This window comes from Flavobacterium sp. Flavsp81, assembly GCF_059491325.1.
This window is the reverse complement of the sequence record NZ_CP168505.1, coordinates 2,876,612-2,899,596: the sequence shown is the minus strand read 5'-3', so window position 1 is coordinate 2,899,596 and position 22,985 is coordinate 2,876,612. Positions and strand designations below refer to the sequence as shown.

Below are 22,985 nucleotides of genomic sequence, written 5' to 3'. Positions count from 1 at the left end.
ATTGTATGCGTAAATATTTTCTTTGGGCTGCCCCACTATTTTTCATCGTTGCCGGTTTAGGCTGGTTACAGCAAATAGAGATACTTTGGAAATTGGGATTAATCTTTGGATTTTCAAATATTGCCATTGGGGTAGGACATCTGAAAGTAGTAAGCGGGTATCAATATACGTTTTGGATAATCACTGCGGTTTGTGCCGGACTAATCTATCCTGACTTTTTCCTGCACGTGGGCAGTTTCGATATGCGCAACAAATGGCTCATTCTGATTATCATTCAAATGGTAATGTTTGGAATGGGAACTCAAATGAGCATTGAGGATTTTACAGGCATCCGAAAATCAGGAAAAGGCGTACTGATTGGTTTATTGGGACACTTTACCATTATGCCAATTATGGGTTTTATCATTGCCAAAACATTTGGTTTCGAACCTGAAATAGCTGCGGGAATTATACTGATTGGTTCCTGCAGCAGCGGCTTGGCGTCTAATGTGATGACGTACATTGCTAAAGGGAATTTGGTTTTATCTGTTACTGTAACGGCCATGTCTACATTGGCTGCGCCGATTATGACGCCGTTTTTAATGAAAATATTTGCTGGAACTATGGTTGAGGTCCATTTATTCAACATGATGATGGAAATCATTAAAATCGTTCTTGTGCCTTTGGCAGCAGCTATGATTCACGATATTCTAAAAAATTATGGAGCTGTCACCAAAACAAGAATCTATATTCTGACTGCGATCTCAATACTTTGGCTGGCTGTCGTTATTTTCTTCGGCGATGCATTCGCAATTGCCGAAGACACTACCGCTTCACATATTTTAGAAATCATCAATTTCACTTGTGGTGCTTTTATCGTAGGTGTATTATACCATTGGCTTTACAAAGCATATCCAAAAATTGATGCAATCATGCCGTATTTCTCAATGTTTGGAATCATTTATTTTACGTTGGTGACCACAGCCGCCGGAAGGGATAATTTAATTCAGATTGGATTTTTGCTTTTCCTGGCTTCGGTTCTGCACAACGGAGCGGGTTACTTTTTTGGCTACTGGCTCAGCAGATTAAGCGGTCTCGACAAAAAAAGCAGTCAGACCATCGCTTTCGAAGTGGGGCTCCAAAACGGAGGAATGGCCTCTGGATTAGCAGGCTCGATGGGAAAACTGGCCACATTAGGATTGGCTTCAGCTGTATTTAGTCCGTGGATGAATGTTTCGGGTTCTTTGCTTGCGAATTATTGGCGTAAAAAAGGAGATGAGGAAGAAACGGAAGTTGTTCCCGATACAAATTAAAATACACAAAGCTCCATTACCTGATGGAGTTTTTTTTATGGAATTAAGTTTTGATTGGGTTTAAAATTTGTGCATGACCACAAGGGTCGGGCTGTTCATTATATTCCCGATTTAGAAAAACTAAGGCAAAAAAGCCTTGTTTTTCTAAATTGGGCGATGCCATTTCCATCCCTCATGCAAAGCAGTTTTCATAACAAATTTTGGGTTGAGTTTACTTTTAGAAGGTTGGGTTTACTTTTAGAATTTGTAATAAAAATAATATTATATTAGCATGAATAATAAAAAACTGACATACAAAATAGAATATATATATGATAACGGTAAAAGTATCCTACACAGTAAAACCTGAGTTTGTGGAAGTAAACAAAGAGAATATTAATAAGTTTCTAAGAGACTTCAAAAAATTAAATCCATCCGAATTTCGATATAATGTTTATTTGCAGGACGACGGAATAACTTTTCTTCATTTTTCAACTTACAAAAATGAAGAAATACAAAAACAAATCCTCAACATTCCGTCTTTTAAATCTTTTCAGGAACAAAGAGATAAAAGCGGATTAGACGGCACACATAAAGTTGAAATTTTAAGTTACGTGGGGTCTTCTTTTGATGTTTTAAAATGATAAGCTTCAAGTTGAGTAGAGAAATACAAAAATGTACCAGATGATAAAAACATTTACAGTTATTGCTTTTTTAATGGGATCGGTAATCTTTGCACAAAATATAAAAGAGAAATTAAAGCCAATAGTCACAATCGACGATGCGAGGAATTTTGTACTGGAAAATCAAAATCTTGAAGCACAACTTATGAATATAATCCCAGGAATATATACAGACGAATTTTCTGCAAAACTTTCTAATGTGAAACCAGGAGATGTTTTTTCAGATATTGAATTTACATACAAAATAATTGCTGCAAAAAATGTTCGAGTTTTTCGAGTGAGCTATATTTATTTGGATGGAAGTAAACTTTCGCTAAAAGAAATTGAAAAGTCGAGAACGAAGATTATAGAGGAATATAATAGGGGGAGTTCATTTGCTGTTTTAGCTAAAAAACACACTATGGATAGTAGCCCTGACGGGGATCTTGGTTGGTTTTCAGAAGGAATGATGATTCCTGATTTCGAAAATGCGGTCAGGAATCATAAACAAAATGATGTTTTTAAGGTTGATGTTGCTGATAAAAAATGGTATTATATTGTGCTAAAAACATTTGGGGATAAAGAATTGGAGGAAGTGAGTGTGTTGAAAGTTAAAACTAGTTAATACCTCAAAACATAAATTTTAAAATCTAAATTAATTAACTTATAAAAATGAAAAAGACAAGTATCGCATTGTTGGGAATTTTAGCAGTAATTTTATTTGGATGCAGTGGCTCGGAAACCTATCGTGGTTCCTGGAAAGCTACAGATTCCAATGGTGCAAAATTTGAATTGGTTTTTAATGCCAAAGATTTCATCGTTAGGAACAGTTTCGGAAAAAAAGAAAAATTTGAGTACAGTCAGAATTCTGTGCAAATTGAAAATTCTGTTTCTACTTACGGAATCCAATTAGCTGATGGAAGAAATTATCAAATTAATTTTCCAAAATCAGATGATGAAAGCATGGGAATCATTAAGGATGAAAATGGAAATCCTGTTTATACAATCAGCAGAAAAGACTATGTGAAATATGAAGATGTTTTTAAGTTGAATTAAATTCTCTTTTTCGCCAAAGAAGGAATGCTTATTTGGAATGTTTTTGCAAGCTTAGTTTTATAAACAATTGATTTTTAGTATTTTGAATTTATTTTTTTTGTAACTTGTTTCATGTTTAACCTAAATCTAAAAATCATGAAAAAGTCTAACTTGTTTGTCTATGCGATTGTATTATTAGCAACATTAATGGTTTCATGTCACAAAGGGCGTAACAAATTGGTGAATTCCTGGAAAGTTACCACCGTAGAAGCAAAAGTACCACTTTCGGATTCTGTTAAAAATGTAATTTTAAAAAATGGAACTCTAACATTTACTGAAGACGGACATGTAACAGGTTATTTACAGGGAGAAATTACAGATGGAACGTATATTCTAACAAAAGGAGGGAAAAGTTTAGTAATCAAAGACGAAACAGGTACACCATATCCTAATGAAAGTACGATAACAAATGATAAATTGATATTAGACAGCAAAGAGATGAAAATAACACTTGATAAAATATAAATAACTAAAATAAAAATTTATGTAAAAAGCTCCATTTATAATGGAGCTTTTTTGTACTCTAAACATCACTTTTAAAAGAAAACCTGCAAATTCAGGTAAGTTTAAAGGTTAGTAATTGTGTCTAATATGATTTATTTTAAAGTAATAAATTTTGTCGTTTTATATTTTTAGGAAAAATTAATCCCACTTATTGTTTTTTGAAACGGCTATGTTACCTCCTCCTGTAAAGAATAAAGTCAAAGCACCAAAGAAATACAGGCCAATTAATTCTATAGCCCATCCTCCATGTTCTCCCATAGAAAATATTTCTGAGCTATGTACCATTAAAATAGCGACCAAACAATTGAAAGCATATATAGCTGCTGCTATTCGGGTTCTGTAACCAATTAAAATAGCAATTGGAGCAAGGATTTCACCAACAAAAACACCATAAGCAAGAAAATCAGGAAGCCCTTTTTCGGTAAGCATCGTTTTAATGAATTCTAAACCGGCACTTAATTTTGGAATACCATGTAAAAGCATTAATACGCTAATTGTGATACGGAGTATCAATAATCCTAAATCGTTGTTTTTTCTCATAATTTGTTAGCCATTAAATTGTTAATAGACTCAAATATATCGAATTAGTTTAATAGATGTTATTGTGGGTCTGAAAACATATAAACAAGTTGTGCAAATATTTTTAAATTTTCTGTTTGACCAATGATCTGTTTGTATTCTTTATGAACCTGTTTCTGAAATATTTTTTTGATGATTCAAAGAAAAATTTCAATAAAAATAATTTGCGGAATGTGTAAAAAAGTAATTAATTTTTGTAGTAGAATTAATTATATATTAGCGCTGAATAAAAGCTGACTAATAACTTTAGATGATGAAAAAAGTGGTTTAGATAGTTGTTTGTATCAACGATTGAAGGTTTATTAAAAGGGAGTTATAAACCGTTATTGGAGTCCAACTTGCTGAAAGAATTGAATAGATTAACCAAAAAAAGCAATATTGATGAATGCAGTACTTTGGGAAGAAGTTTTAAAATTTGAATTAGATAATCCTAATAACGAGTATGGATTTTTGACAAGATTGGCATTTGAAAATAAATGGACAATATATTTTACTGAAACAGCAATTCTTGAGTATAAAAAATTCATGTATCTGGCATCTATTTCAAATGAGATGGTTTCACCTTCAGAAATTGTTGATATTGTCTGGCATCAACACTTGATTTTTACCACTTCCTATTCTGATTTTTGCACTCTTTTATCTAAAAGGATTGAACATATTCCGTCAACTCATAACCGATCTGAAGCAGAAAAATTCCATAAAGCTAAAGAAAAGATAAAAGAATTATATGAACAGGATTTTGGAAAACAGCCAAAAGAAATTTGGGAGTATTCAAATGAACTTGATTCTTTCCATTTGGATGAAAGCAAGATTGAAATGGGTACACTCAAAAAAGTGTTTTTAGGATTATTTGCAGTTTTCATTTTTCCAATTTATTATATTATCAAACCCATTCTAATTCAAATTCAGAATCCTGATTTTTTGATTTTTTATATTTTATTGTTTGTGGCGATAATTGTTTTGTTAATGCGTTTTGTAAAAACAGCTTTCAATTCACTTTTTGAAAGTATAAAATCAAATTTCATTTTAGTAAATCTTAGTCCTTTTGAACTCGTTTTTCTTCAAAATAATAAACTGGAATTTGTTATTCATGGAGTTGTAAATAATTTAATAAGCAATAAGAAAATCGAGGTCTTAGGTAATAATAGGTTAAACCTGATTGATGAAAATTTAACTGACAATAAATATGAAAATTGTGTCATTGAAATTATGAAAGAATACGAACCAATGCCGTATCCTCAATTATTTAAAATAGTAGCACAAAAACCAATATTCGAACAGCTGGAAAAAGCAGTTGTTCGAATTAGGCAAAAAATTACAGATTCTAAGCAATTCATGCAAATTATAAAAATTGCAATGCTGGTTTTAGGATTAATTTTAAGCATTGGTTTTAGCAGGCTTATTTCTGGAATTTCCAGAGATAAATCAATCACCTATTTGGTCCTTGTACTTTTTGCTTTAATAATAATATCCAATTTTTATTTAAACAAAATAATAAATTACCTGTTTAGCAATGCAATTCCGTTATCTTTTGTAGACGGGAAAATCAGTATGGAAGCTGAAAAAGACTGGCAATGGAATTATTTCCTTTACGGAGAAGTAATATTGGTGAGTTCTTTTATTCCATTAACAGGTTATATAAACAGAAATGCAGGTTCTAACGGAGGATCTGGCTGCGGGAGTTCTTGCGGAAGTTCGTGTAGCAGCTCTTGTGGGAGTTCCTGTGGAGGATGTGGCGGGGATTGATTCGGAATAAAATTTCCGAAATATAACTGAACATAGAAAACTCCCTAATTTTTTAAGGAGTTTTTGGTAGGATATCAGAACACTTGATATCAGTTGTTTTTTTGATAACTTAAAAGTAGATTCCTTAATAGTTCGAATTCTGCCCAGGCTATTAAATTAATCGAGTAATTAGTGCTTATAATCAGTTGGTATCCAGTTTGATATAGAGAAATACTTATGGGAGAACCAGTAGATATCAAAAAAAGAAGCGGTCTAAATACTGAAACAGTTTTTTATCGAATTATTTTTAGATATGCGCTATAGATGTTGTCCTTAATAGAAGTTCGCATATAATATACGTTTTCGTCTTTTTCTTTTAAATCAAATTGGATTAAACCGGCATCACAATAATAATATAATAAATTATCATCATTGGGAAATTCAAGATTTGAAATAGGCAATGTTGTTAATTTTGTTTCGAATGCTATTTCGCCATTATTTATGTCTAATTGAAAAAGTTTTCCCTTACGGGTATATCCCCAAACATTATCGCTTTCCTCAATGATGTATTCGATATTGTCATCTTTAAAATCAGTTTTCCAAATCTGGGTTCCAGTTTTTGAATCCACAGCATACATAGAAGAAACTTCCGGGCCTTGCGCTGCAAAATATACTTTTTTGTCTTTGCAAAATATACGTTCCTTGACATTATATTGGTTTTCATCTAATTTAAATTGCCATAAAATATCCAAAGTATTAGGACTTAAGGCAAAAAGCACATTTTTTTCATTTGTTATAAATACATTTTCGCCATCTGTTACAGGCTTTCCGTATATAGGTTCTTCAAAACTTTTTTGATAAAGAACCTTTCCTGTATCTGCTTCAAAACTGTAGAAATTGGATCCGCTCCGGGTAAAAACTTTGTTATCAAAAAAGAGAACCGGAATATCATTATTTGCCGAATCCAGCTTGTATTTCCATATTAAACTGCCATCTTTTATATCAAGAGCATAAATGTTACTATTTTGAGCTGTTATATACAATTTTCCATCATTTATGATTGGAACTTGATTTTTTAGTATAATTTGATCTGTACTATTACCTAATCTTGATTTCCAAAAAACAGCACCGGTTTGGTTATCAATTGCGAAAATTTCACCATTAATAAACGGAATATACACAACTCCATCATGTAGTGTCACTGCATTTGCGCACATTTCAGTAAAGGCATCAGTAGCTTTTACAGTCCAGGCAATTTGTTCAGATTCTAAATCATATGCGAAAAGATTGCCGTCATAATCATAAATTAGGATTAAAGCTTCATCTAATGGAACTTTTGCAAGAGGCTTTATGACTTTATTAGTGACTATATCATTCAGCGGTAAAACTTCATTATTAGAAGAATTAGTTTTGCCAGTTTCGGATATGATTGGCGTTTGCCCAAATATATTTATAACAGTAAATACAAATAAAAGAGTTATTAGTTTTTGTTTCATTTTTAAAATTTGGGTTTGATAAAAGGCAATCAAACATTAGTCAATATTCTAATATAAAGCATATTAAATTCAACAAGCACACCAATGTTCATGTCAAATATAGTAAAAAATTATTATAGAGTTTTTAGAAGTTTATCCGTGGAATTTATGTTTATTACTAGTGAAAATTCCTTTTAAACAAATAATTAGGTACATAAGAATATTACCAAAAGAATAAATACAAATTCCATTTTGGGTTTAATTAGATTTACAAATATAAAATTAGATTATTAATTCAGTTTAAACAATCCATTGAATATATTTGATCTATAGTTTTTAAATTTATTACAACATGAAGTGGATTACAAGAGAAAGACCTAAAATAGATCGAATTGCCTGTCCCTGGCTGATCAGGAAATTCGTAGACAAGGAGGCTGAATTTATTTATGTGCCTTTTGCGGAGGTCTTAATGAAAGCGAAAAAACTTGAAGCCATTCCGTTCGACATTCCGGATGTTGAATTTACCCATTATAATGAGCATTGCACTTTTGATTATATTGTTAAAAAGTATAAAATTGAAGATCCTGCCATACAAATTATTGCAGAAATTGTTCGTGGTGCCGACACGGACAAACATGATATTGCAAAAGAGTCAGCCGGGCTTTGGGCGATTTCAGCCGGACTTTCTTATAATATTACCAATGATTATAAACTATTGGAAAGCGGAATGGTCATATATGATGCATTATATAGCTGGGCAACGCATTTGCATAAGCAAAATCATCTTCAAAACAGTCCTTTTGAGAATCTCCTGCATGAGGTTTACAAAAAAATTTTAACCGAAAAAAAATCAAACAAAAAAACACCTTCGTGGGTACAGGAACTTAAAGAAATCATTCAGGATCAGATTGACACTCAGTTTACTTTCGATTTAAAACAAATTTCAAATGATCTTGAATTAAACCCGTCTTATTTGTCCAGAGAATTTTCCAAGTATTTTGAAGACCTCAATTTTGGTGATTATATTAGGAAATTGAGAATTGAGAAAGCGGTGAAACTTATTGAAAATTCATCTTATACACTCACTGAAATAGCCTATATGACCGGTTTTTCAGATCAGAGTCATTTTACAAGAATTTTTAAACTTCAGACTGGTAAAAATCCATCTTCATACCGAAAAAAAACACAAAAAAAGTAATCCAGATACAAAAAGTAAATAACCTTCTATTTCTATAGGTTTAGTCTATATAATTTTGTTCATTGAAATTAAACTATACCAATCCTATGAAACATATTGTACTTTTTATGTTGCTTTTTTTAAGCAGATCAGCTTTTTCACAAGACACCTATCCTAAAATTACAGGATATTTTGGAATTTATCATCCCATAGTTACCACTTCCAGTGAACAGACCAATTTAAATTTTAGGGATTATTATGCGGTGGGCTTTCCAACCGGAATAAATATCTGGAAAAGTTCCAAAATAGGTTTTTTTCATTTGAAATCGTTCCCAATATTAGGGCTCAGGGTGACAGTGACAAAGTGACTAATATAGTATTTCATCCCGGCGTTTTAGTCGCTTTGGGAAAAGGCTATACTTTTGCCGGAAGAATGGCTTTTGAAAGTGCAGGCAGATATGGTTTTACACCCGTTATCAACAAAACTGTAATAAAAAATAAAAACAGCAGCTACTTCGTAGCTATGCCTCTGCCTGTGCGTTTTGGAAATGATCATCCGGCAACATTTACTGTTGGTTTACAATTTGGAATTGCTTTTTAAAAAATCATGTAATGGAAGAAAGTCAAAAATATAGCTTAAGATCACTAGTGCTTTATTTCTTAAAATTAGGCGCCATTGGCTTTGGTGGTCCTGTTGCCTTGGTGGGTTATATGCACAAAGATCTGGTAGAAGATCGAAAATGGATTTCAGAAGAAGAATACAAAGAAGGTCTGGCACTGGCTCAGTTGGCTCCCGGTCCCTTGGCAGCACAATTGGGAATCTATCTTGGATTTGTACATTACCGAATTCTTGGAGCTACTTTGGTAGGATTTGCATTTGTAATGCCCTCTTTTATAATGGTAGTTTTACTGGGGATTGTATATAAATTATATGGAGGACTATCATGGATACAAGCTGTTTTCTATGGTGTAGGAGCCGCCGTTATTGGAATTATTGCCTTAAGTTCCTATAAACTCACGTTAAAATCCATTGGTAAATTCAATCTGGAATCTTTCAAATCAAAATGGTTGTTATGGCTATTTTTCTTCCTGGCTGTAATCATCACATTCCTGACTGAACAAGAGCAGGTCCTATTATTTATAGCTACGGGAATTTTATATATGATTGTCAAAGCACCGCCTAAATGGTGGAATGGAAAAACGGTAAATTCAATAATTTTATTGCAGGTTGCTTTTTGGAATTATGAAAGTACAACGCTCACAAAAATTGCCTTTTTCTTTGCTAAAGCCGGAACATTTGTTTTTGGCAGTGGACTTGCAATTGTTCCGTTTCTGCATTCAGGAGTAGTCGTTGAAAACCAATGGCTCACAGAGCAGCAATTTTTAGATTCTGTTGCTGTAGCCATGATAACGCCAGGCCCTGTCGTGATAACAGTAGGATTTATAGGCTATCTGGTTAATGGATTCCTTGGAGCTTTAGTCGCTGCACTGGCAACATTTTTACCCTGTTATATCTTTACGATTGCAATGGCACCGTCATTTAAAAAAATTGCACAAAATAAACCAGTCAAAGCGTTTGTAGATGGTATTACTGCTGCGGTCGTAGGAGCATTAGTTGGATCAGTCATCGTAATAGCGAAAAGAAGCATTATAGATATCCCAACTGTGCTTATAGCTTTTCTAAGTATTTTTGCTTTACTTTATATAAAGAAAGTTCAGGAACCTTATATTATTCTTATAGCCGCTATTTTAGGTGTAATTATAAAATCAGTAATAATATGAACAGAAAAGACTTTTTAAAATCGGGTACGCTTTTTGGTGCAGCAGCATTGGTGCTTCCCACAACTAATGCTTTTTCAAAAAATTTAGCTGATAACAATATTGATAAATTAGTAGACGCTAATGGTAATTATATTCAACAGACTCTTCCGTATAACGAAAATTTCCTGGAACCTTACATGGATGCAGAAACACTTCACCTGCATTATACTTTTCATCATGGCGGTGCCGTAAAAGGTGCTAATAAGGATTTACAGATGATCAGGAAAGCTTTGGATGAGAACAATTTGGAAACTGTTGATTTCTGGACTAAAAAATTATCGTATCATTTTTCCTCTCATATATTACATTCCATTTTTTGGACAAACCTGACCAATAAAAGCAATTTACCAACTGGTAATCTTCTAAAACGTATTGAAAAAAACTTTGGAAGCTTCGATAAATTAAAAGTATTAATTGCAGCAACCTCAAAGAATGTGGATGGCAATGGCTGGGGCATTTTAGCTTATCAACCCTATAGCGACAGCCTCGTTGTTTTACAATGTGAAAATCATGAAAAGCTAACTCAATGGGGAGCAATTCCAATACTGGTAATCGATGTTTGGGAACATGCTTATTATTTGAAATACAAAAACAAACGTACCGATTTTGTTGATGCTTTATTTAATATTATAAATTGGAATAATGTAGCGCAAAGATTGAATGACGCTGAGAGATTAATGAAGTAGAATTGTAGCTGGTAAAGCTTATAATTCTAGAAATTGTATAGTCAATTAATGCTCACGTTTTCTAAAATGCCCAGCAATGTTCAAAGAAATACAATATAAAAGCTCAAGAGTTTTATTAAAGTTAAATTTTATTTGTTTTTCGATGGAATGTCAGGGTTCAATCAAACACTCTAATGATGAATAATTAAAAAATAGTGTAAAGAAATGATATTCCAAAAGCTGTAAAGGAATTGATGGAAAATCATTTTTTTGGTATGTAATTATGATTTGAGAATTCCGAACTTAAAATTCTCAATAAAACTGGGGGAGTTAGTATTTATGGGGCTATACAGCATAAAAAAAAGCCTCAATTTTCATTGAAGCTTTATTTGGCGGGCTGTCAGGGACAGCAATCGAACACTTAATACCAATTTTGGTGTTTTTAGAAAATATAAAGGAATAATTGGTAAAATAAGAGGGATGTTAAAACAGCTGTCGTCGGCAGTGGTTCTTCATCCGTAATTTAACGCTCTTGTCCGAAATCAAAAAGTCACAGATACACGAGTTATTCGTGGCTTTTAGTGCTAAGTAGCGGTTATTGCTGATTTATTTTGCGCAGTTGATATAAACCACCGTCAACCAATAATGATGTTCAATTGTCTTTAATTCTTTTTGAGTTTTTGAATTTAAAAACCATACATACCACCTGAAACGGAAATTTGTTCTCCCGTAATCCAGGCTGCATCATCGGAAGCAAGAAATACGACAGCTTTAGCAATATCTTCGGGCTGACCTCTACGACCAAGCGGTGTATTGGCAACAAATATTTTTTCATACTCACTGCCAGCAGTGACACCCGCATTAGTTGCACCTTCTGTTTCTGTAGCTCCCGGCAAAATAGAATTTATACGAACGTTTTTTGTACCCAGTTCTTTCGATAAAGAAATCGTTATGGCATCTAATGCCGCTTTGGTTGAAGAGTACAAAGAGACTCCTGCCATCGGTGATTTGCTTGCGCCTGAACTGATATTGATGATATTGCCACCCTTATCGCCAAACAGTTTCAAAGATGCCTGGATAGTAAGTATTGGACCCAAGACATTGACGTTAAAATGCTGATGAAAAAAAGCTTCTGCTGATGCCTGTTCAATAGGTAAAAATTGCTGGAATACAGCGTTGTTTACCAAAATATCCAATGTACCGAAAACCTTCTTTGTTTCTTCAAACAGCCTGGTTACATCGGCTTCTTTTGATACATCTCCCTGTACTGCAATGGCTATGCCCCCATTGTTTATTATCTCCTTAACCACACTATCTGCTCCTTCTTTGCTTGAGGCATAATTCACAACCACCTTTGCGCCTTCTGCTGCAAAGTGTTTTGCGATAGATGCACCTATTCCTTTTGAAGCACCTGTAACTACGGCTACTTTGTTTTTTAATTTACTCATTATTCAAATCGATTTAGGATTATTATTTAGACAAATAGGTTAGGCCTCCATCAATAAGGAGTTCAGCACCAAGCATAAACGAAGAATCATCAGAAGCCAGGAAAACTGCTGTTTTACCAATGTCAGAGGGTTGCCCAATCCTGCCTATCGGCATTCCATCCGCAAAGTGTTTTTTTATAGCTTTAATTTGTTCTGCGGGAACAAACTTTTCAAATGCCGGTGTATCTGTTGTACCTGGTGTTATTACATTTGCTCTAATTTTTCTGCCCAAAAGGTCGCTTGAAAATCCTTTTGCAAAATAGATTACAGCTGCTTTTGCAGCACCATAAAGCGTAAAAGACGGATATGCCCGATGTGCTGCATTTGACCCTATAAGAATAATAGAACCACCATCATTCATATAAGGCAGTGCCTTATGAACAGTGAAGTAAACACTTTTTAGATTTAAATCCATTGTCTTGTCATAGTCGGCTTCGCCAATATCTGCCACAGTTCCTACAGTTCCACCACCCGCATTGGCTACAACCACGTCTATTTTACCAAATTTTACAGATGTTTCTTTAAACACTCTTTTCAGGTCGGCAAGATTAGTTACATCGGCATTTATGGCTATAAAATTATCTCCAAGCTGCGCCAAAGAACTATCTAAAGTTTCCTGATTTCTGCCCACAATAGCACCTACAGCACCTTCATTTTTAAATTCTTGGGCAATGCCAAATCCAATGCCACTATTACCACCTGTAATAACCGCTACTTTGTTTTTTAATCTATTCATTTTTATTTTTTAATGATTGACGGCAAAGTTAGATCGCTAAAGTTACTTTTAGTAACTTTGTGCTTAAAAATAACAGTAACACAGAGGTAACTAAGTAACATTATGGGATGTAAAATAGAAGAGTTTAAACAGGAACAGAAGAAAAGAATGAGATCCGTTCAGGATTCAATGGATGTGCTGAATGGGAAATGGAAGATTGCTATTATTACGTCTATTTGCTGTTACGGTAAAAGGCGATTTTCAGATATTTTGAATGATATAGAAGGAATTTCCAACAGAATGTTGAGCAAAGAATTAAAGGAATTAGAAACAAACCAGTTGGTAAAACGAACCGTTTTAGATACACAACCTATAACAGTTCAATATGAACTTACGGAACACGGCAATACGCTACAAACCATAATCAGCAATCTTACTGATTGGGGTATAGCTCACCGAAAAAAGATAGTAGGGGTATAATTCGCCTTTGACGGTGTCGTGCTGCCATTGCTGCTAATTTGTATATACCCGTTACATTATGTATGATAAAGTTTTACAATACGACACAAAAAAAGAATACTTCGACAGGTATTGTGTTGATCCCTAAGCAGCAAGACTGCCCGTATCAGTGAGTCACAAGAAAACATAAAGCATAAAAAAATTCCTTAATTTCTTAAGGAATTTCTAAATCTGTGGGCGATGAGGGGTTCGAACCCCCGACCCCCTCGGTGTAAACGAGGTGCTCTGAACCAGCTGAGCTAATCGCCCTTTCGGGTTGCAATGTCTTGCGTTATTGCGAGTGCAAATATACGTTAGTTTTTCATTTCTCCAAAGAAAATGCATTAATAATTCATATTATTTGCACTAAAATTTATATTTTACTGGAATTGAATTTGTTATAAAAGTATTTTTTTTGAACATTTTTATGCTAATTTGAATTTGCTTGGTTCAAGGGCAATTCGGCAACAACAAAAGTGCTTCCGCCAACATAAATAAAATCATTTTGTCCCGCATTCTTTTTGGCTGCATTAAAAGCCTCTTCAACAGAATCGTATTTTTCTCCAATCAAATCATATTTTTTAGCGGCTTCTTTGAGTATTTCAGTAGATAAGCCTCTTGAAGATTCCGGTCTGCAGAAATAATATTGGGCTTTTTTAGGGAAAAGGGGCAAAATCGAATCCAGGTCTTTATCATTTACAACTCCCAAAACAATATGAAGGTTTTCAAAACTTTCTTTCTGAATCTGGTTCATCACAATTGCCAGGCCGTGTTTGTTGTGTGCCGTGTCGCAGATTATTTTCGGATTTTTCCCTAATTGCTGCCATCTTCCTTGCAAGCCTGTGTTTTTGAAAACATTTAGTAAACCCGTTTTTAAATTCTCAATGGAAATCTTAAATTCATTTTGAGCATTTAAAACCGCGATAGTCTGCTGAACTGTTTTTTTATTATGAAATTGATAATCCCCAATTAAATCCGAAGGAAAAACTTCTGAAATTAAATCGGATGCAAAATAAATCGGGGCATTGTTTTCTTCGGCTTTAGCTAAAAAAACAGGCTGTGTTTCCGGAGTGTATTCACCAATCACAACCGGAACATTTGGTTTAATAATACCGGCTTTTTCACCCGCAATTTCTCTTGGCGTATTTCCTAAAAACTGCATATGATCTAAATCAATGTTAGTAATTACCGAAACCAGCGGTGTGATAATATTTGTAGCGTCTAATCTTCCTCCCAAACCAACTTCAATAATGGCAATATCAACTTTTTCAGAAGCAAAATAATCGAATGCCAGACCAACAGACATTTCGAAAAAACTCATGTCGTTTGCCTCAAAAAAAGTTTTGTGTTTAGCAATAAATTCAACAACAAAATCTTCTGAAATGTCCTTACCGTTAATTTTTATTCTTTCCCTGAAATCTTTTAAATGTGGCGAAGTGTACAATCCAACTTTATATCCTCCTTCCTGCAATATCGAAGCCAGCATATGAGAAGTCGATCCTTTGCCGTTGGTTCCCGCTACATGAATGCATTTTAAGCTGTTTTGAGGATTATCAAGATGAGCCGCCAGTAATTTTATATTGGTCAAGTCTTCCTTGTATGCCGAAGCGCCCTGAAGCTGATACATCGGTAATTGATTAAACATCCAATTTGTGGTTTCCTGATAGTTCATTTCGAATAAAATAGGGGTTAATTGAAATAATTTTCAATTTTATTAGTTTAATATTACAGTGAAAATTATCTTTATTGCAAATTTGAAATATTTTTTAGAATTAATTATTATAAACCAGAATTAATATATGTTTAGCTTCATTCAATTACAAACAGATACCATCGCAAATGCTGCATCTAACGTAGTTATCGAAAAAATTGCACCAAATACCGAAATCTCAGTTTTAGGATTTATTTTAAAAGGAGGTTTTTTCTTAATACCAATTGCCATTTTATTATTTTATACTTTTTATGTGATTATTGAACGTTATTTATACATCGCAAAAGCTTCAAAAATTGATAATAGACTGATGCAGGATGTAGGTGATAAACTGAATGCCGGAAATATAGAATTGGCCAGAACAATCGTAGAAAGAAGTGATACTGCAGCTTCGAACATTTTAAAAGAAGGCGTTTTGGTAATTGGTAGGCCAATTGCCGAAATCGAAGCCAACATGGACCGCGCCGCCGATATCGAAATTGGTGAAATGGAAAGCCGTTTAGGGCACCTCGGACTTATTGCCGGTATCGCGCCAACCCTTGGATTTGTTGGAACTATTTCGGGTGTAATTAAGATTTTTTACAGTATTTCTGTAACAGAAAATATTAGTATCGGAAACATTTCCGGAGGATTGTATGAGAAAATGATCAGTAGTGGAGCAGGGCTTATTGTTGGTATTATTGCCTATAGCGCTTATCATATTCTAAATGGTAAAATTGATGATTTTGCCTTAAAAATCCAAAAACAAATATTAGCTTTTGTCAATATAATTCAAAGAGCATAAGGTATGTCTATTAAGAGAAAAAGAAGATTTCATGCCGAAGTGGCGACCTCATCATTGAGTGACATCATGTTTTTCCTGCTGTTGTTTTTTCTTATTATCTCAACACTTGCAAATCCGAATGTTATAAAGATGACTTTGCCAAAAGCGAAATCTAACGAAAAAACGAATAAACAATTAATTAGTTTATCTGTTACCGAGGATAAAAAATTCTACATCGACAAACAGCCAGTCGAGTTCGAAGAATTAGAAGCAAGTCTGATGTCTAAAATTGGAGACAATAAAGAACAGACGGTTGTAGTTCGTATTCCGTTTAATTTGCAAGTACAGGATTTGGTTGATGTATTACAAATAGGAGTAAAGAACAATCTGAAATTTGTAATCGCCACAAATCCGAAGTAAAATGATCATTTGGACGTGACCACAATAAACAAAATGGGCTAATCAGCAGGATGTTGATAGGCCCATTTTTTTATTCCGGTCGGGCTATCCGCGCTACTTCGGTAGCCAGCTGCTATCCCTCACGCAAAAAAAAACATATTGGTTCTTCTCTCAATATTGTCATTTTAACGGAGGAGAAATCACACTTGTAATTCTACAAAGATTGGCAACTTTAGGAACGGAGCTACTAGTGTGATTTCTCCTTCGTCGAAATGACAAAAAAGCAAATAAAAAAAGGTTTTCTGAATATTTCAGAAAACCTTTTTCACATAACTAATTTCCGTGTCAATTAGTAAATTAGTCTTTTAATTCAAACTGAAATTATAAATAATTTTCCCTGTTTGTTTTACCGGAGCATTGCTGTCCGGAGCCCATTTGGTATTCATTGCCGCAATTTTGGCCTGTTCCAGTAAACAACTTGCCGTATTGGTTGTTCCTTTTATTCCGGGCGTTGCACCTATTGTTTTTCCATTTTGATCCACTGTAACTTCTACAACCACTTTTCCTTCTTCATTACAAGTATATTTAGGTGCCGGTTTAGATAATGCTTTACGGTTTCCTAAAGAGTATCCTGAGCCACCGCCGGAACCTCCGCCACTTCCCGCTCCGTAACCACTTCCGGTGCCGATACCATTTCCAGTACCGTTACCTCCGCCAGTCCCGCCACCAGAACCTCCGGTTCCATAATAACCGTTGGATCCTAAACTTCCGTTAGCTTTTCCTTTATTACCTGCAACTTTATCATCACCATCACCACCTTTATTGGAACCTTTTAAAATGCTCGATAAAGCATCATTTGTAGAATTGGAAACTTTAGGTTTTTGAGGAACAGGTTTTACTTCCGGTTTTACAACAGGAGTGTTCTTTTTAGGTTTTTCTTTCGTTGGAATCACTACGTCTGTTTTATCAGTTGCTGTGTTTTCCTGTGTAATAATTGATTCGTCAGGAGTTGCTTTTACTTTTGCAGGTGCTTGTTTGGCTTGGTTTTTAACTTCTAAAACTTCACTTTTATAATTCGCCCCAGAACCCAAATCACTGTCTCCAAAATTTACGGTTACTCCACCGCCTCCGCCACCAGAAGCCAGAGCTACGTTATTTTCCGGATTATATGGGGGCCAAAAACGTATAAGAAATAACAGCAATAATAAGGCACCATAAATTGCTGTGGAGATTAATAGTGATTTCTTTTTATCTGAAGAATCCGTAGAAGTCATTTTGATTCTGAATTTGTAATTGTATTAATAAAAAACGTTTAAAAGTACTAAAAATTGTTAGAAGTAAAAATTGCTCCTAAAACTATTAATGGGTAATGTTTATTACTTGAAAGCTTTTGGAGTAAAATAAATTAATAAACTTACTTATAGCAATAATAAATTTGAACAATAAAAGCCACGAATTTTACAAATTTTTGCGAGTTCATTTCTAAGGCTGAAAAGAATTGATGCTTGAAATTTGTAAAATTCGTGGTTAAGGAATTGTAGTTTATTTATTTTGCATAAAGCAAAAAAGTGAGATTTAAAGACTTAAATGGGTCTTTTGTATACAGTCACATCATCAACCCACATGATTGCACTGGTAAATAAGTTTATTTTGTTAGGATCTATAAAATTAGAATCTTTTGATCCAACGTTCATATTTAAAGTAATACGATGCATCCCAAAATTGTTCAGATTAAGATTAGAAACAGTATTGTTTGTATAGGTGGCAATAGTTACATTATCCACTTTTATAGTTACTGTCGCAACATTATTAACTATTTTCCAAAATGATTCATATAAATGCCAGCCGTTGTTGCCGTTAATATTAAATGTGCCAGGGTAATTTCTTTCTGCAGCGTTTCCTAATAAATTGGTGCCTGCAGAGGTTCCGTAAAAAAGATTTGAAGTATAACGGCTTGCATTTGGGGCAAAAGAGTACGCTTCCATAATGTCAATTTCTCCCTGAGTTGGCCAGGCATTTCCCTGTACAGACCAAAAAGCAGGCCAGGCACCATAAGTATCAGTAAAGGATTTGTATGTAGTTCCATTCATCGCCAATAATTTAATATTAGCAGAAAGCATATACTCTGTGTTGTTTTCCGGCTTGTATTGATAATTTGAAGTGATAAAACCGGACTGGTATTTATAGGCACTTAATTTTGTAGTCTTAATTTCTAAACATTGCTTTCCGTCTCTCCATTGCGTTGTAGGTACAGAACTGTTATAATCGCAATACCAGGAATTATAATCCGACCGCTGTTCTTTTGTCCATTGGGACAGATTAGAACCTGCATTGAATGTTTCTTCAAATTGTTTTACCCAGGGGGCAGCTGCAGCTTTATGGGTCATGCTGGTTAGCTTTTCTTCTACTACAGAAGATGGCTGATTTTCTGAGCAGGATGCAATTCCTAATGCACAAGTCAGTGTTAAGAATAATAAATTCAATTTTTTCATAATTTTTGTGGTTATATAGATTAGTAATAAAAACAATTTAAAGCAGTTAGCTAGATACTACGAATAGTGATAACTATTAACAAACAATAAAAAGGTTTTGATAAAAGTACTTGAATACTCAAAAGGGAAATGCCACAAATCCGGCATTTCATAACAGAAATGATGTATTATGAAACAAAAAGATCTAATAATGAGGATGCTATGGTTAAAAGAAGATTTGTATTAAGAAAAGCAGAATGGAAATTTTCTAAAAAGAATAATATATTATTTCTCCTGAAAGATTAAATTTTAGAAATAAAAAAACGAGCCAAACAGATTTATAAACCTGATTTGACTCGTTTAGAATGAAGTATAAAAAAATTATACTAATTGTTTTAGTGCAATTTCAAAAGCAGTTGCACTGATATTTGTTTTAGACGAATTCAAAGTATGTGCTTTTACAATCGCATTTTTTATAATGTCTGAAGTATCGTTAAAAATAGCCTCATCTGTCATTTGAACTTTTTTCTCCATGAAATAAGCAAAAACTCTCGCCATTCCACAGTTCGATATAAAATCAGGAATCAGGCTGACTTTGCGGTCTACTTCTTCCATGATAGATCCAAAAAAGATTTCTTTATCGGCGAAAGGGACATTAGCCCCACAAGAAATCACTTCTAATCCGTTTGCAATTAAACTGTCAATCTGAGTTTGAGTAACCAATCTTGAAGCGGCACATGGCGTAAAAATCTCAGCACCAATTGTCCATATTTTTGAATTGATTTCTTCAAACGGAATCATATTGTCGGCAACTAATTTGTTTCCGTCCTTAGCTAAAAATAAAGCCCTGATTTCTTCAAACGAAAAGCCCTCTTCTTTGATTAATCCGCCATCACGATCAATAATTCCAATTACTTTTGCACCCATTTCTGCCAGATAAAAAGCAGCAGCGGAGCCTACATTTCCAAAACCCTGAACTATTGCTTTTTTGCCTTTTATCTCGCCACCGTAAGTTGCATAAAAATGACGAACAGCTTCAGCAACACCAAAACCGGTAATCATATCGGCAACAGTATATTTGCGGGTTACATCAGGTGAAAATTTAGGATTTTCAATTACTTTGATAACGCCCTGACGTAATTGTCCGATTCTGTTAATTTTATCAGCTTCAGTTGGTTTAAAATGTCCGTTGAAAACACCTTCCTGCGGGTGCCACACTCCACACTCTTCCGTCATCGGAATTACTTCGTGAATTTCATCTACATTCAAGTCACCGCCTGTTCCATAATAACTTTTCAGTAAAGGCGAAACGGCTTTGTACCAGCGTTGTAAAACACCTTTTTTACGAGGATCATTGGGGTCAAAATTAATTCCGGATTTAGCACCGCCAATTGCAGGGCCTGAAACAGAGAACTTGACTTCCATGGTTTTGGCAAGTGATAAAACTTCATTCATATCAAGGCCTTTTCTCATTCTGGTACCTCCACCCGCAGCTCCTCCACGAAGTGAATTAATTACGGTCCAACCTTCGGCTTCTGTTTCAGAATCTTTCCAGTTAAAAACAATTTCCGGCTCCTTATTTTCAAATTGCTGCAATAAATCTTTCATTTTAATGAGATATGTTTATTTTTGGCAAATATATAGAATAGATTAATGCGAATACTCTATTATTGAAGAAATGTATGAAAGATGTATTTAGTTGTTTTTGCCCAATAACTCTTCTTTTAAATCTTTATCAACCGGATTCTCTGAAAGCCAGATACCAAAAAATGCTTTTTTAAATTCAAAACTCTCAATTTTTCCTTCGTATCTGTCGTTTTTATAAATCCACAATGATTTGTCAAAAGGATTATATACTAAGTTAAAAAAATCACCGGCTTTTGTAATTTCTTTACCTATTAAGTCTTCAAGCTGCTGCACTTCTTTGGTCAATTTTAGTATTCCTTCTTCACCAACAGATTTTTCCATTCCTTTTGCCAATGCTTTTGATAGCTTTTTCGAGGTAACTAATGATGAGGTTATGTGTATTCTGATAGCCATTTCGGTATCGCTGTCTAAAATAAGTTTAGGATCCTGTGTTAATACGGACAGATACAATGCCTGTACATATAAATCAGTAAACATTTTTGAACGTTGCCCAACACCATTTAAAGTTAGGGTTTCTCCTTTAAAATCAAGTGTTCTTGGTATATTTACTCCGTTTACTTCTAAACTTTTTTGCGCATTTAAAAATTGTAAACTTAAAAGGAATGTGAGTAATAGTAAAATCTTTTTCATAGTGTCTTAGTGGTTTTGTTTTTTTTGCAAAAGTACTCTTAATTTGTAAATTTTAAGCAATAATGTGATATGTTTTTCTTTTATTTTAAATCTATTACTTTAATAATCAAAATAGTAGGAGTTAATTTACCTCTATATACGTATATTTATGTCCGTTGGTTTTTTCTATAGTATAGATTACTTAAAGCTTTTAATCTTAATTTTTTTTATCGATAATTTTAATCTTAATTTTTAAAGAATATATATTATAATTTCCCTTTCTTAGTTTAAAATTCAAAATTATCACGAAAACGTTATAGTATTTTTTGATTAAAGCTTAAAATATTATGCACGCATTGTTGATTCATATTTAAAATTTATCTTTGAAAAGCTTTTTTTTACACTAAACAGGAAGAAAAAGAGAGACTTAATAAAACTAAAAACACGATTATGGATTTTAATCTTACCGAAGAACATTTAATGATTCAACAAGCCGCAAGAGATTTTGCTCAAAACGAATTGTTGCCCGGTGTAATAGAAAGAGATGAAAAACAAATTTTTCCGACTGAACAAGTAAAAAAAATGGGGCAATTAGGATTCATGGGAATGATGGTTGATCCTAAATACGGAGGAAGTGGTTTGGATACGATTTCGTATGTAATTGCTATGGAAGAAATTTCGAAAGTTGATGCTTCAGCTTCTGTGGTAATGTCTGTAAATAATTCATTAGTTTGCTGGGGATTACAGGAATTTGGAACCGAAGAGCAAAAACAAAAGTATTTACCGGGTTTGGCTTCTGGAGAAATTCATGGCGCTTTTTGTTTAAGTGAACCAGAGGCAGGGAGTGATGCAACCTCACAAAAAACTACTGCAACAGATATGGGAGACCATTATTTGGTAAACGGAACAAAAAACTGGATTACTAATGGAAATACAGCCTCAGTATATTTGGTAATTGCACAAACACACTCAGAATTGAAACATAAAGGGATAAATGTTTTGATTATGACCAAAGATATGCCGGGATTTTCTATTGGACCAAAAGAACAAAAGATGGGAATTCGCGGTTCAGACACACACTCATTAATGTTTAGTGATGTAAAAGTTCCTAAAGAAAACAGAATTGGAGAAGACGGTTTCGGATTTAAATTTGCCATGAAAACGCTTGCAGGAGGCCGTATTGGTATTGCTTCCCAGGCTTTAGGAATCGCTTCAGGAGCTTATGAACTGGCTTTGAAATATTCAAAAGAACGTAAAGCTTTCGGAACTGAAATCTGCAATCATCAGGCAATTGCTTTTAAATTGGCAGATATGGCTGTTAATATCGAAGCGGCCCGTCATTTATGTATGAAAGCAGCCTGGGATAAAGACCAGCATAAAAATTATGATGTAAGTGGAGCGATGGCTAAATTGTTTGCTTCGCAAGTGGCAATGGATACGGCTGTTGAAGCAGTTCAGATTCATGGTGGAAACGGCTACGTAAAAGAATATCACGTAGAACGTTTTATGCGAGATGCTAAAATTACCCAGATTTATGAGGGAACTTCAGAGATTCAGAAAATTGTAATTTCCAGATCTGTTATTGCTGGATAATTAGAGTTTGATTTTTATACAACCCTTTCAGTTTTTTTAGCTTTGAAAGGGTTTTTTTACAATTATTTTTTTTACTTTTCAGAAGTTTATGTTGAACCATACTGCTAATTGTTTAAGA

Annotated in this window: 24 protein-coding genes and 1 tRNA gene; 15 read left to right on the top strand and 10 right to left on the bottom strand. The window is 34.0% G+C overall.

Going from position 1 to position 22,985, the window contains the following annotated elements; translation table 11 throughout:
• Positions 1–5 precede the first annotated feature (5 nt).
• The 5 genes from ACEN92_RS12250 (at position 6) to ACEN92_RS12230 (ending at position 3,493) form a co-directional block, all read left to right on the top strand.
• Entirely contained in the window at positions 6–1,292 is a 1,287-nt protein-coding gene (locus tag ACEN92_RS12250) for a bile acid:sodium symporter family protein (RefSeq protein ID WP_495638648.1), read from the top strand.
• A gap of 311 nt (positions 1,293–1,603) precedes the next feature.
• Positions 1,604–1,915 (top strand): hypothetical protein, encoded by a 312-nt coding sequence (locus ACEN92_RS12245; protein ID WP_495638647.1) that lies wholly within the window; start codon positions 1,604–1,606, stop codon positions 1,913–1,915.
• A 40-nt stretch (positions 1,916–1,955) separates the two neighbouring features.
• Positions 1,956–2,558 (top strand): peptidylprolyl isomerase, encoded by a 603-nt coding sequence (locus tag ACEN92_RS12240; RefSeq protein WP_495638646.1) that lies wholly within the window; start codon positions 1,956–1,958, stop codon positions 2,556–2,558.
• A 47-nt stretch (positions 2,559–2,605) separates the two neighbouring features.
• Positions 2,606–2,989 (top strand): hypothetical protein, encoded by a 384-nt coding sequence (locus ACEN92_RS12235; protein WP_495638645.1) that lies wholly within the window; start codon positions 2,606–2,608, stop codon positions 2,987–2,989.
• 135 nt (positions 2,990–3,124) lie between these two features.
• Positions 3,125–3,493: a hypothetical protein gene (locus ACEN92_RS12230; protein WP_495638644.1), complete on the top strand. Its 369-nt coding sequence runs from the start codon at positions 3,125–3,127 to the stop codon at positions 3,491–3,493.
• Positions 3,494–3,670: 177 nt separating this feature from the next.
• Here ACEN92_RS12230 and ACEN92_RS12225 read toward each other — a convergent pair whose 3' ends face one another.
• A complete protein-coding gene (locus ACEN92_RS12225) occupies positions 3,671–4,072 on the bottom strand; it encodes a DoxX family protein (protein ID WP_495638643.1) in 402 nt (133 codons plus the stop codon).
• A 420-nt stretch (positions 4,073–4,492) separates the two neighbouring features.
• Between ACEN92_RS12225 and ACEN92_RS12220 the strand changes: the two genes are divergently transcribed.
• Complete coding sequence (locus ACEN92_RS12220; RefSeq protein WP_495638642.1) at positions 4,493–5,857, top strand: glycine-rich domain-containing protein; 1,365 nt, start codon at positions 4,493–4,495, stop codon at positions 5,855–5,857.
• Positions 5,858–6,129: 272 nt separating this feature from the next.
• Here ACEN92_RS12220 and ACEN92_RS12215 read toward each other — a convergent pair whose 3' ends face one another.
• A complete protein-coding gene (locus tag ACEN92_RS12215) occupies positions 6,130–7,332 on the bottom strand; it encodes an outer membrane protein assembly factor BamB family protein (RefSeq protein ID WP_495638641.1) in 1,203 nt (400 codons plus the stop codon).
• Between the two features lie 331 nt (positions 7,333–7,663).
• Here ACEN92_RS12215 and ACEN92_RS12210 point away from each other — a divergent pair, with 331 nt between their 5' ends.
• The 5 genes from ACEN92_RS12210 to ACEN92_RS12190 all read left to right on the top strand — a co-directional run bounded on the left by ACEN92_RS12210 (position 7,664) and on the right by ACEN92_RS12190 (position 10,995).
• Complete coding sequence (locus tag ACEN92_RS12210) at positions 7,664–8,509, top strand: chromate resistance protein ChrB domain-containing protein (RefSeq protein ID WP_495638640.1); 846 nt, start codon at positions 7,664–7,666, stop codon at positions 8,507–8,509.
• Between the two features lie 86 nt (positions 8,510–8,595).
• Entirely contained in the window at positions 8,596–8,856 is a 261-nt protein-coding gene (locus ACEN92_RS12205) for a hypothetical protein (RefSeq protein ID WP_495638639.1), read from the top strand.
• Positions 8,853–9,089, top strand: coding sequence for a hypothetical protein (locus ACEN92_RS12200; protein ID WP_495638638.1), 237 nt, complete (start codon positions 8,853–8,855; stop codon positions 9,087–9,089). The genes ACEN92_RS12205 and ACEN92_RS12200 overlap by 4 nt, the downstream gene beginning before the upstream one ends.
• Before the next feature lie 11 nt (positions 9,090–9,100).
• On the top strand, positions 9,101–10,270 hold the full coding sequence (locus ACEN92_RS12195) for a chromate transporter (RefSeq protein WP_495638637.1): 1,170 nt from the start codon (positions 9,101–9,103) through the stop codon (positions 10,268–10,270).
• Positions 10,267–10,995 carry a superoxide dismutase gene (locus ACEN92_RS12190; protein WP_495638636.1) on the top strand — a complete coding sequence of 243 codons (729 nt, stop codon included), beginning with the start codon at positions 10,267–10,269 and terminating at the stop codon, positions 10,993–10,995. Before ACEN92_RS12195 ends, ACEN92_RS12190 begins: the two co-directional genes overlap by 4 nt.
• A gap of 665 nt (positions 10,996–11,660) precedes the next feature.
• Here ACEN92_RS12190 and ACEN92_RS12185 read toward each other — a convergent pair.
• Positions 11,661–12,422: an SDR family NAD(P)-dependent oxidoreductase gene (locus ACEN92_RS12185; RefSeq protein ID WP_495638635.1), complete on the bottom strand. Its 762-nt coding sequence runs from the start codon at positions 12,420–12,422 to the stop codon at positions 11,661–11,663.
• A 22-nt stretch (positions 12,423–12,444) separates the two neighbouring features.
• Positions 12,445–13,197, bottom strand: a complete 753-nt coding sequence (locus tag ACEN92_RS12180) for an SDR family NAD(P)-dependent oxidoreductase (RefSeq protein ID WP_495638634.1) — start codon at positions 13,195–13,197, stop codon at positions 12,445–12,447.
• 102 nt (positions 13,198–13,299) lie between these two features.
• On the opposite strand from ACEN92_RS12180, the gene ACEN92_RS12175 reads away from it, so the two are divergent.
• Entirely contained in the window at positions 13,300–13,656 is a 357-nt protein-coding gene (locus tag ACEN92_RS12175; RefSeq protein WP_495638633.1) for a winged helix-turn-helix transcriptional regulator, read from the top strand.
• Positions 13,657–13,869: 213 nt separating this feature from the next.
• Here the strand turns inward: ACEN92_RS12175 and ACEN92_RS12170 are convergent.
• Positions 13,870–13,944 (bottom strand) — tRNA-Val (locus ACEN92_RS12170).
• A 160-nt stretch (positions 13,945–14,104) separates the two neighbouring features.
• Positions 14,105–15,346 carry a bifunctional folylpolyglutamate synthase/dihydrofolate synthase gene (locus ACEN92_RS12165; protein WP_495638632.1) on the bottom strand — a complete coding sequence of 414 codons (1,242 nt, stop codon included), beginning with the start codon at positions 15,344–15,346 and terminating at the stop codon, positions 14,105–14,107.
• 127 nt (positions 15,347–15,473) lie between these two features.
• Between ACEN92_RS12165 and ACEN92_RS12160 the strand changes: the two genes are divergently transcribed.
• Both ACEN92_RS12160 and ACEN92_RS12155 read left to right on the top strand, forming a co-directional pair.
• Positions 15,474–16,169, top strand: coding sequence for a MotA/TolQ/ExbB proton channel family protein (locus tag ACEN92_RS12160; protein ID WP_495638631.1), 696 nt, complete (start codon positions 15,474–15,476; stop codon positions 16,167–16,169).
• Between the two features lie 3 nt (positions 16,170–16,172).
• Positions 16,173–16,568, top strand: a complete 396-nt coding sequence (locus ACEN92_RS12155; RefSeq protein ID WP_495638630.1) for an ExbD/TolR family protein — start codon at positions 16,173–16,175, stop codon at positions 16,566–16,568.
• 344 nt (positions 16,569–16,912) lie between these two features.
• On the opposite strand, the gene ACEN92_RS12150 is transcribed toward ACEN92_RS12155, so the two are convergent.
• The 4 genes from ACEN92_RS12150 to ACEN92_RS12135 form a co-directional block, all read right to left on the bottom strand.
• Complete coding sequence (locus tag ACEN92_RS12150; protein ID WP_495638629.1) at positions 16,913–17,821, bottom strand: energy transducer TonB; 909 nt, start codon at positions 17,819–17,821, stop codon at positions 16,913–16,915.
• Positions 17,822–18,130: 309 nt separating this feature from the next.
• Positions 18,131–19,039 (bottom strand): glycoside hydrolase family 16 protein, encoded by a 909-nt coding sequence (locus ACEN92_RS12145; RefSeq protein WP_495638628.1) that lies wholly within the window; start codon positions 19,037–19,039, stop codon positions 18,131–18,133.
• A gap of 360 nt (positions 19,040–19,399) precedes the next feature.
• Complete coding sequence (locus tag ACEN92_RS12140) at positions 19,400–20,626, bottom strand: Glu/Leu/Phe/Val dehydrogenase dimerization domain-containing protein (protein ID WP_495638627.1); 1,227 nt, start codon at positions 20,624–20,626, stop codon at positions 19,400–19,402.
• Between the two features lie 87 nt (positions 20,627–20,713).
• Positions 20,714–21,295, bottom strand: a complete 582-nt coding sequence (locus tag ACEN92_RS12135; RefSeq protein WP_495638626.1) for a chalcone isomerase family protein — start codon at positions 21,293–21,295, stop codon at positions 20,714–20,716.
• 429 nt (positions 21,296–21,724) lie between these two features.
• Between ACEN92_RS12135 and ACEN92_RS12130 the strand changes: the two genes are divergently transcribed.
• Positions 21,725–22,867 carry an acyl-CoA dehydrogenase gene (locus ACEN92_RS12130; RefSeq protein WP_495638625.1) on the top strand — a complete coding sequence of 381 codons (1,143 nt, stop codon included), beginning with the start codon at positions 21,725–21,727 and terminating at the stop codon, positions 22,865–22,867.
• Positions 22,868–22,985: the final 118 nt, after the last annotated feature.

Coding starts and splice junctions, on each gene's coding strand:
- ACEN92_RS12250 (WP_495638648.1), top strand. CDS start 6: ATGCGTAAATATTTTCTTTGGGCTGCCCCACTATTTTTCATCGTTGCC.
- ACEN92_RS12245 (WP_495638647.1), top strand. CDS start 1,604: ATGATAACGGTAAAAGTATCCTACACAGTAAAACCTGAGTTTGTGGAA.
- ACEN92_RS12240 (WP_495638646.1), top strand. CDS start 1,956: ATGATAAAAACATTTACAGTTATTGCTTTTTTAATGGGATCGGTAATC.
- ACEN92_RS12235 (WP_495638645.1), top strand. CDS start 2,606: ATGAAAAAGACAAGTATCGCATTGTTGGGAATTTTAGCAGTAATTTTA.
- ACEN92_RS12230 (WP_495638644.1), top strand. CDS start 3,125: ATGAAAAAGTCTAACTTGTTTGTCTATGCGATTGTATTATTAGCAACA.
- ACEN92_RS12225 (WP_495638643.1), bottom strand. CDS start 4,072: ATGAGAAAAAACAACGATTTAGGATTATTGATACTCCGTATCACAATT.
- ACEN92_RS12220 (WP_495638642.1), top strand. CDS start 4,493: ATGAATGCAGTACTTTGGGAAGAAGTTTTAAAATTTGAATTAGATAAT.
- ACEN92_RS12215 (WP_495638641.1), bottom strand. CDS start 7,332: ATGAAACAAAAACTAATAACTCTTTTATTTGTATTTACTGTTATAAAT.
- ACEN92_RS12210 (WP_495638640.1), top strand. CDS start 7,664: ATGAAGTGGATTACAAGAGAAAGACCTAAAATAGATCGAATTGCCTGT.
- ACEN92_RS12205 (WP_495638639.1), top strand. CDS start 8,596: ATGAAACATATTGTACTTTTTATGTTGCTTTTTTTAAGCAGATCAGCT.
- ACEN92_RS12195 (WP_495638637.1), top strand. CDS start 9,101: ATGGAAGAAAGTCAAAAATATAGCTTAAGATCACTAGTGCTTTATTTC.
- ACEN92_RS12190 (WP_495638636.1), top strand. CDS start 10,267: ATGAACAGAAAAGACTTTTTAAAATCGGGTACGCTTTTTGGTGCAGCA.
- ACEN92_RS12185 (WP_495638635.1), bottom strand. CDS start 12,422: ATGAGTAAATTAAAAAACAAAGTAGCCGTAGTTACAGGTGCTTCAAAA.
- ACEN92_RS12180 (WP_495638634.1), bottom strand. CDS start 13,197: ATGAATAGATTAAAAAACAAAGTAGCGGTTATTACAGGTGGTAATAGT.
- ACEN92_RS12175 (WP_495638633.1), top strand. CDS start 13,300: ATGGGATGTAAAATAGAAGAGTTTAAACAGGAACAGAAGAAAAGAATG.
- ACEN92_RS12165 (WP_495638632.1), bottom strand. CDS start 15,346: ATGAACTATCAGGAAACCACAAATTGGATGTTTAATCAATTACCGATG.
- ACEN92_RS12160 (WP_495638631.1), top strand. CDS start 15,474: ATGTTTAGCTTCATTCAATTACAAACAGATACCATCGCAAATGCTGCA.
- ACEN92_RS12155 (WP_495638630.1), top strand. CDS start 16,173: ATGTCTATTAAGAGAAAAAGAAGATTTCATGCCGAAGTGGCGACCTCA.
- ACEN92_RS12150 (WP_495638629.1), bottom strand. CDS start 17,821: ATGACTTCTACGGATTCTTCAGATAAAAAGAAATCACTATTAATCTCC.
- ACEN92_RS12145 (WP_495638628.1), bottom strand. CDS start 19,039: ATGAAAAAATTGAATTTATTATTCTTAACACTGACTTGTGCATTAGGA.
- ACEN92_RS12140 (WP_495638627.1), bottom strand. CDS start 20,626: ATGAAAGATTTATTGCAGCAATTTGAAAATAAGGAGCCGGAAATTGTT.
- ACEN92_RS12135 (WP_495638626.1), bottom strand. CDS start 21,295: ATGAAAAAGATTTTACTATTACTCACATTCCTTTTAAGTTTACAATTT.
- ACEN92_RS12130 (WP_495638625.1), top strand. CDS start 21,725: ATGGATTTTAATCTTACCGAAGAACATTTAATGATTCAACAAGCCGCA.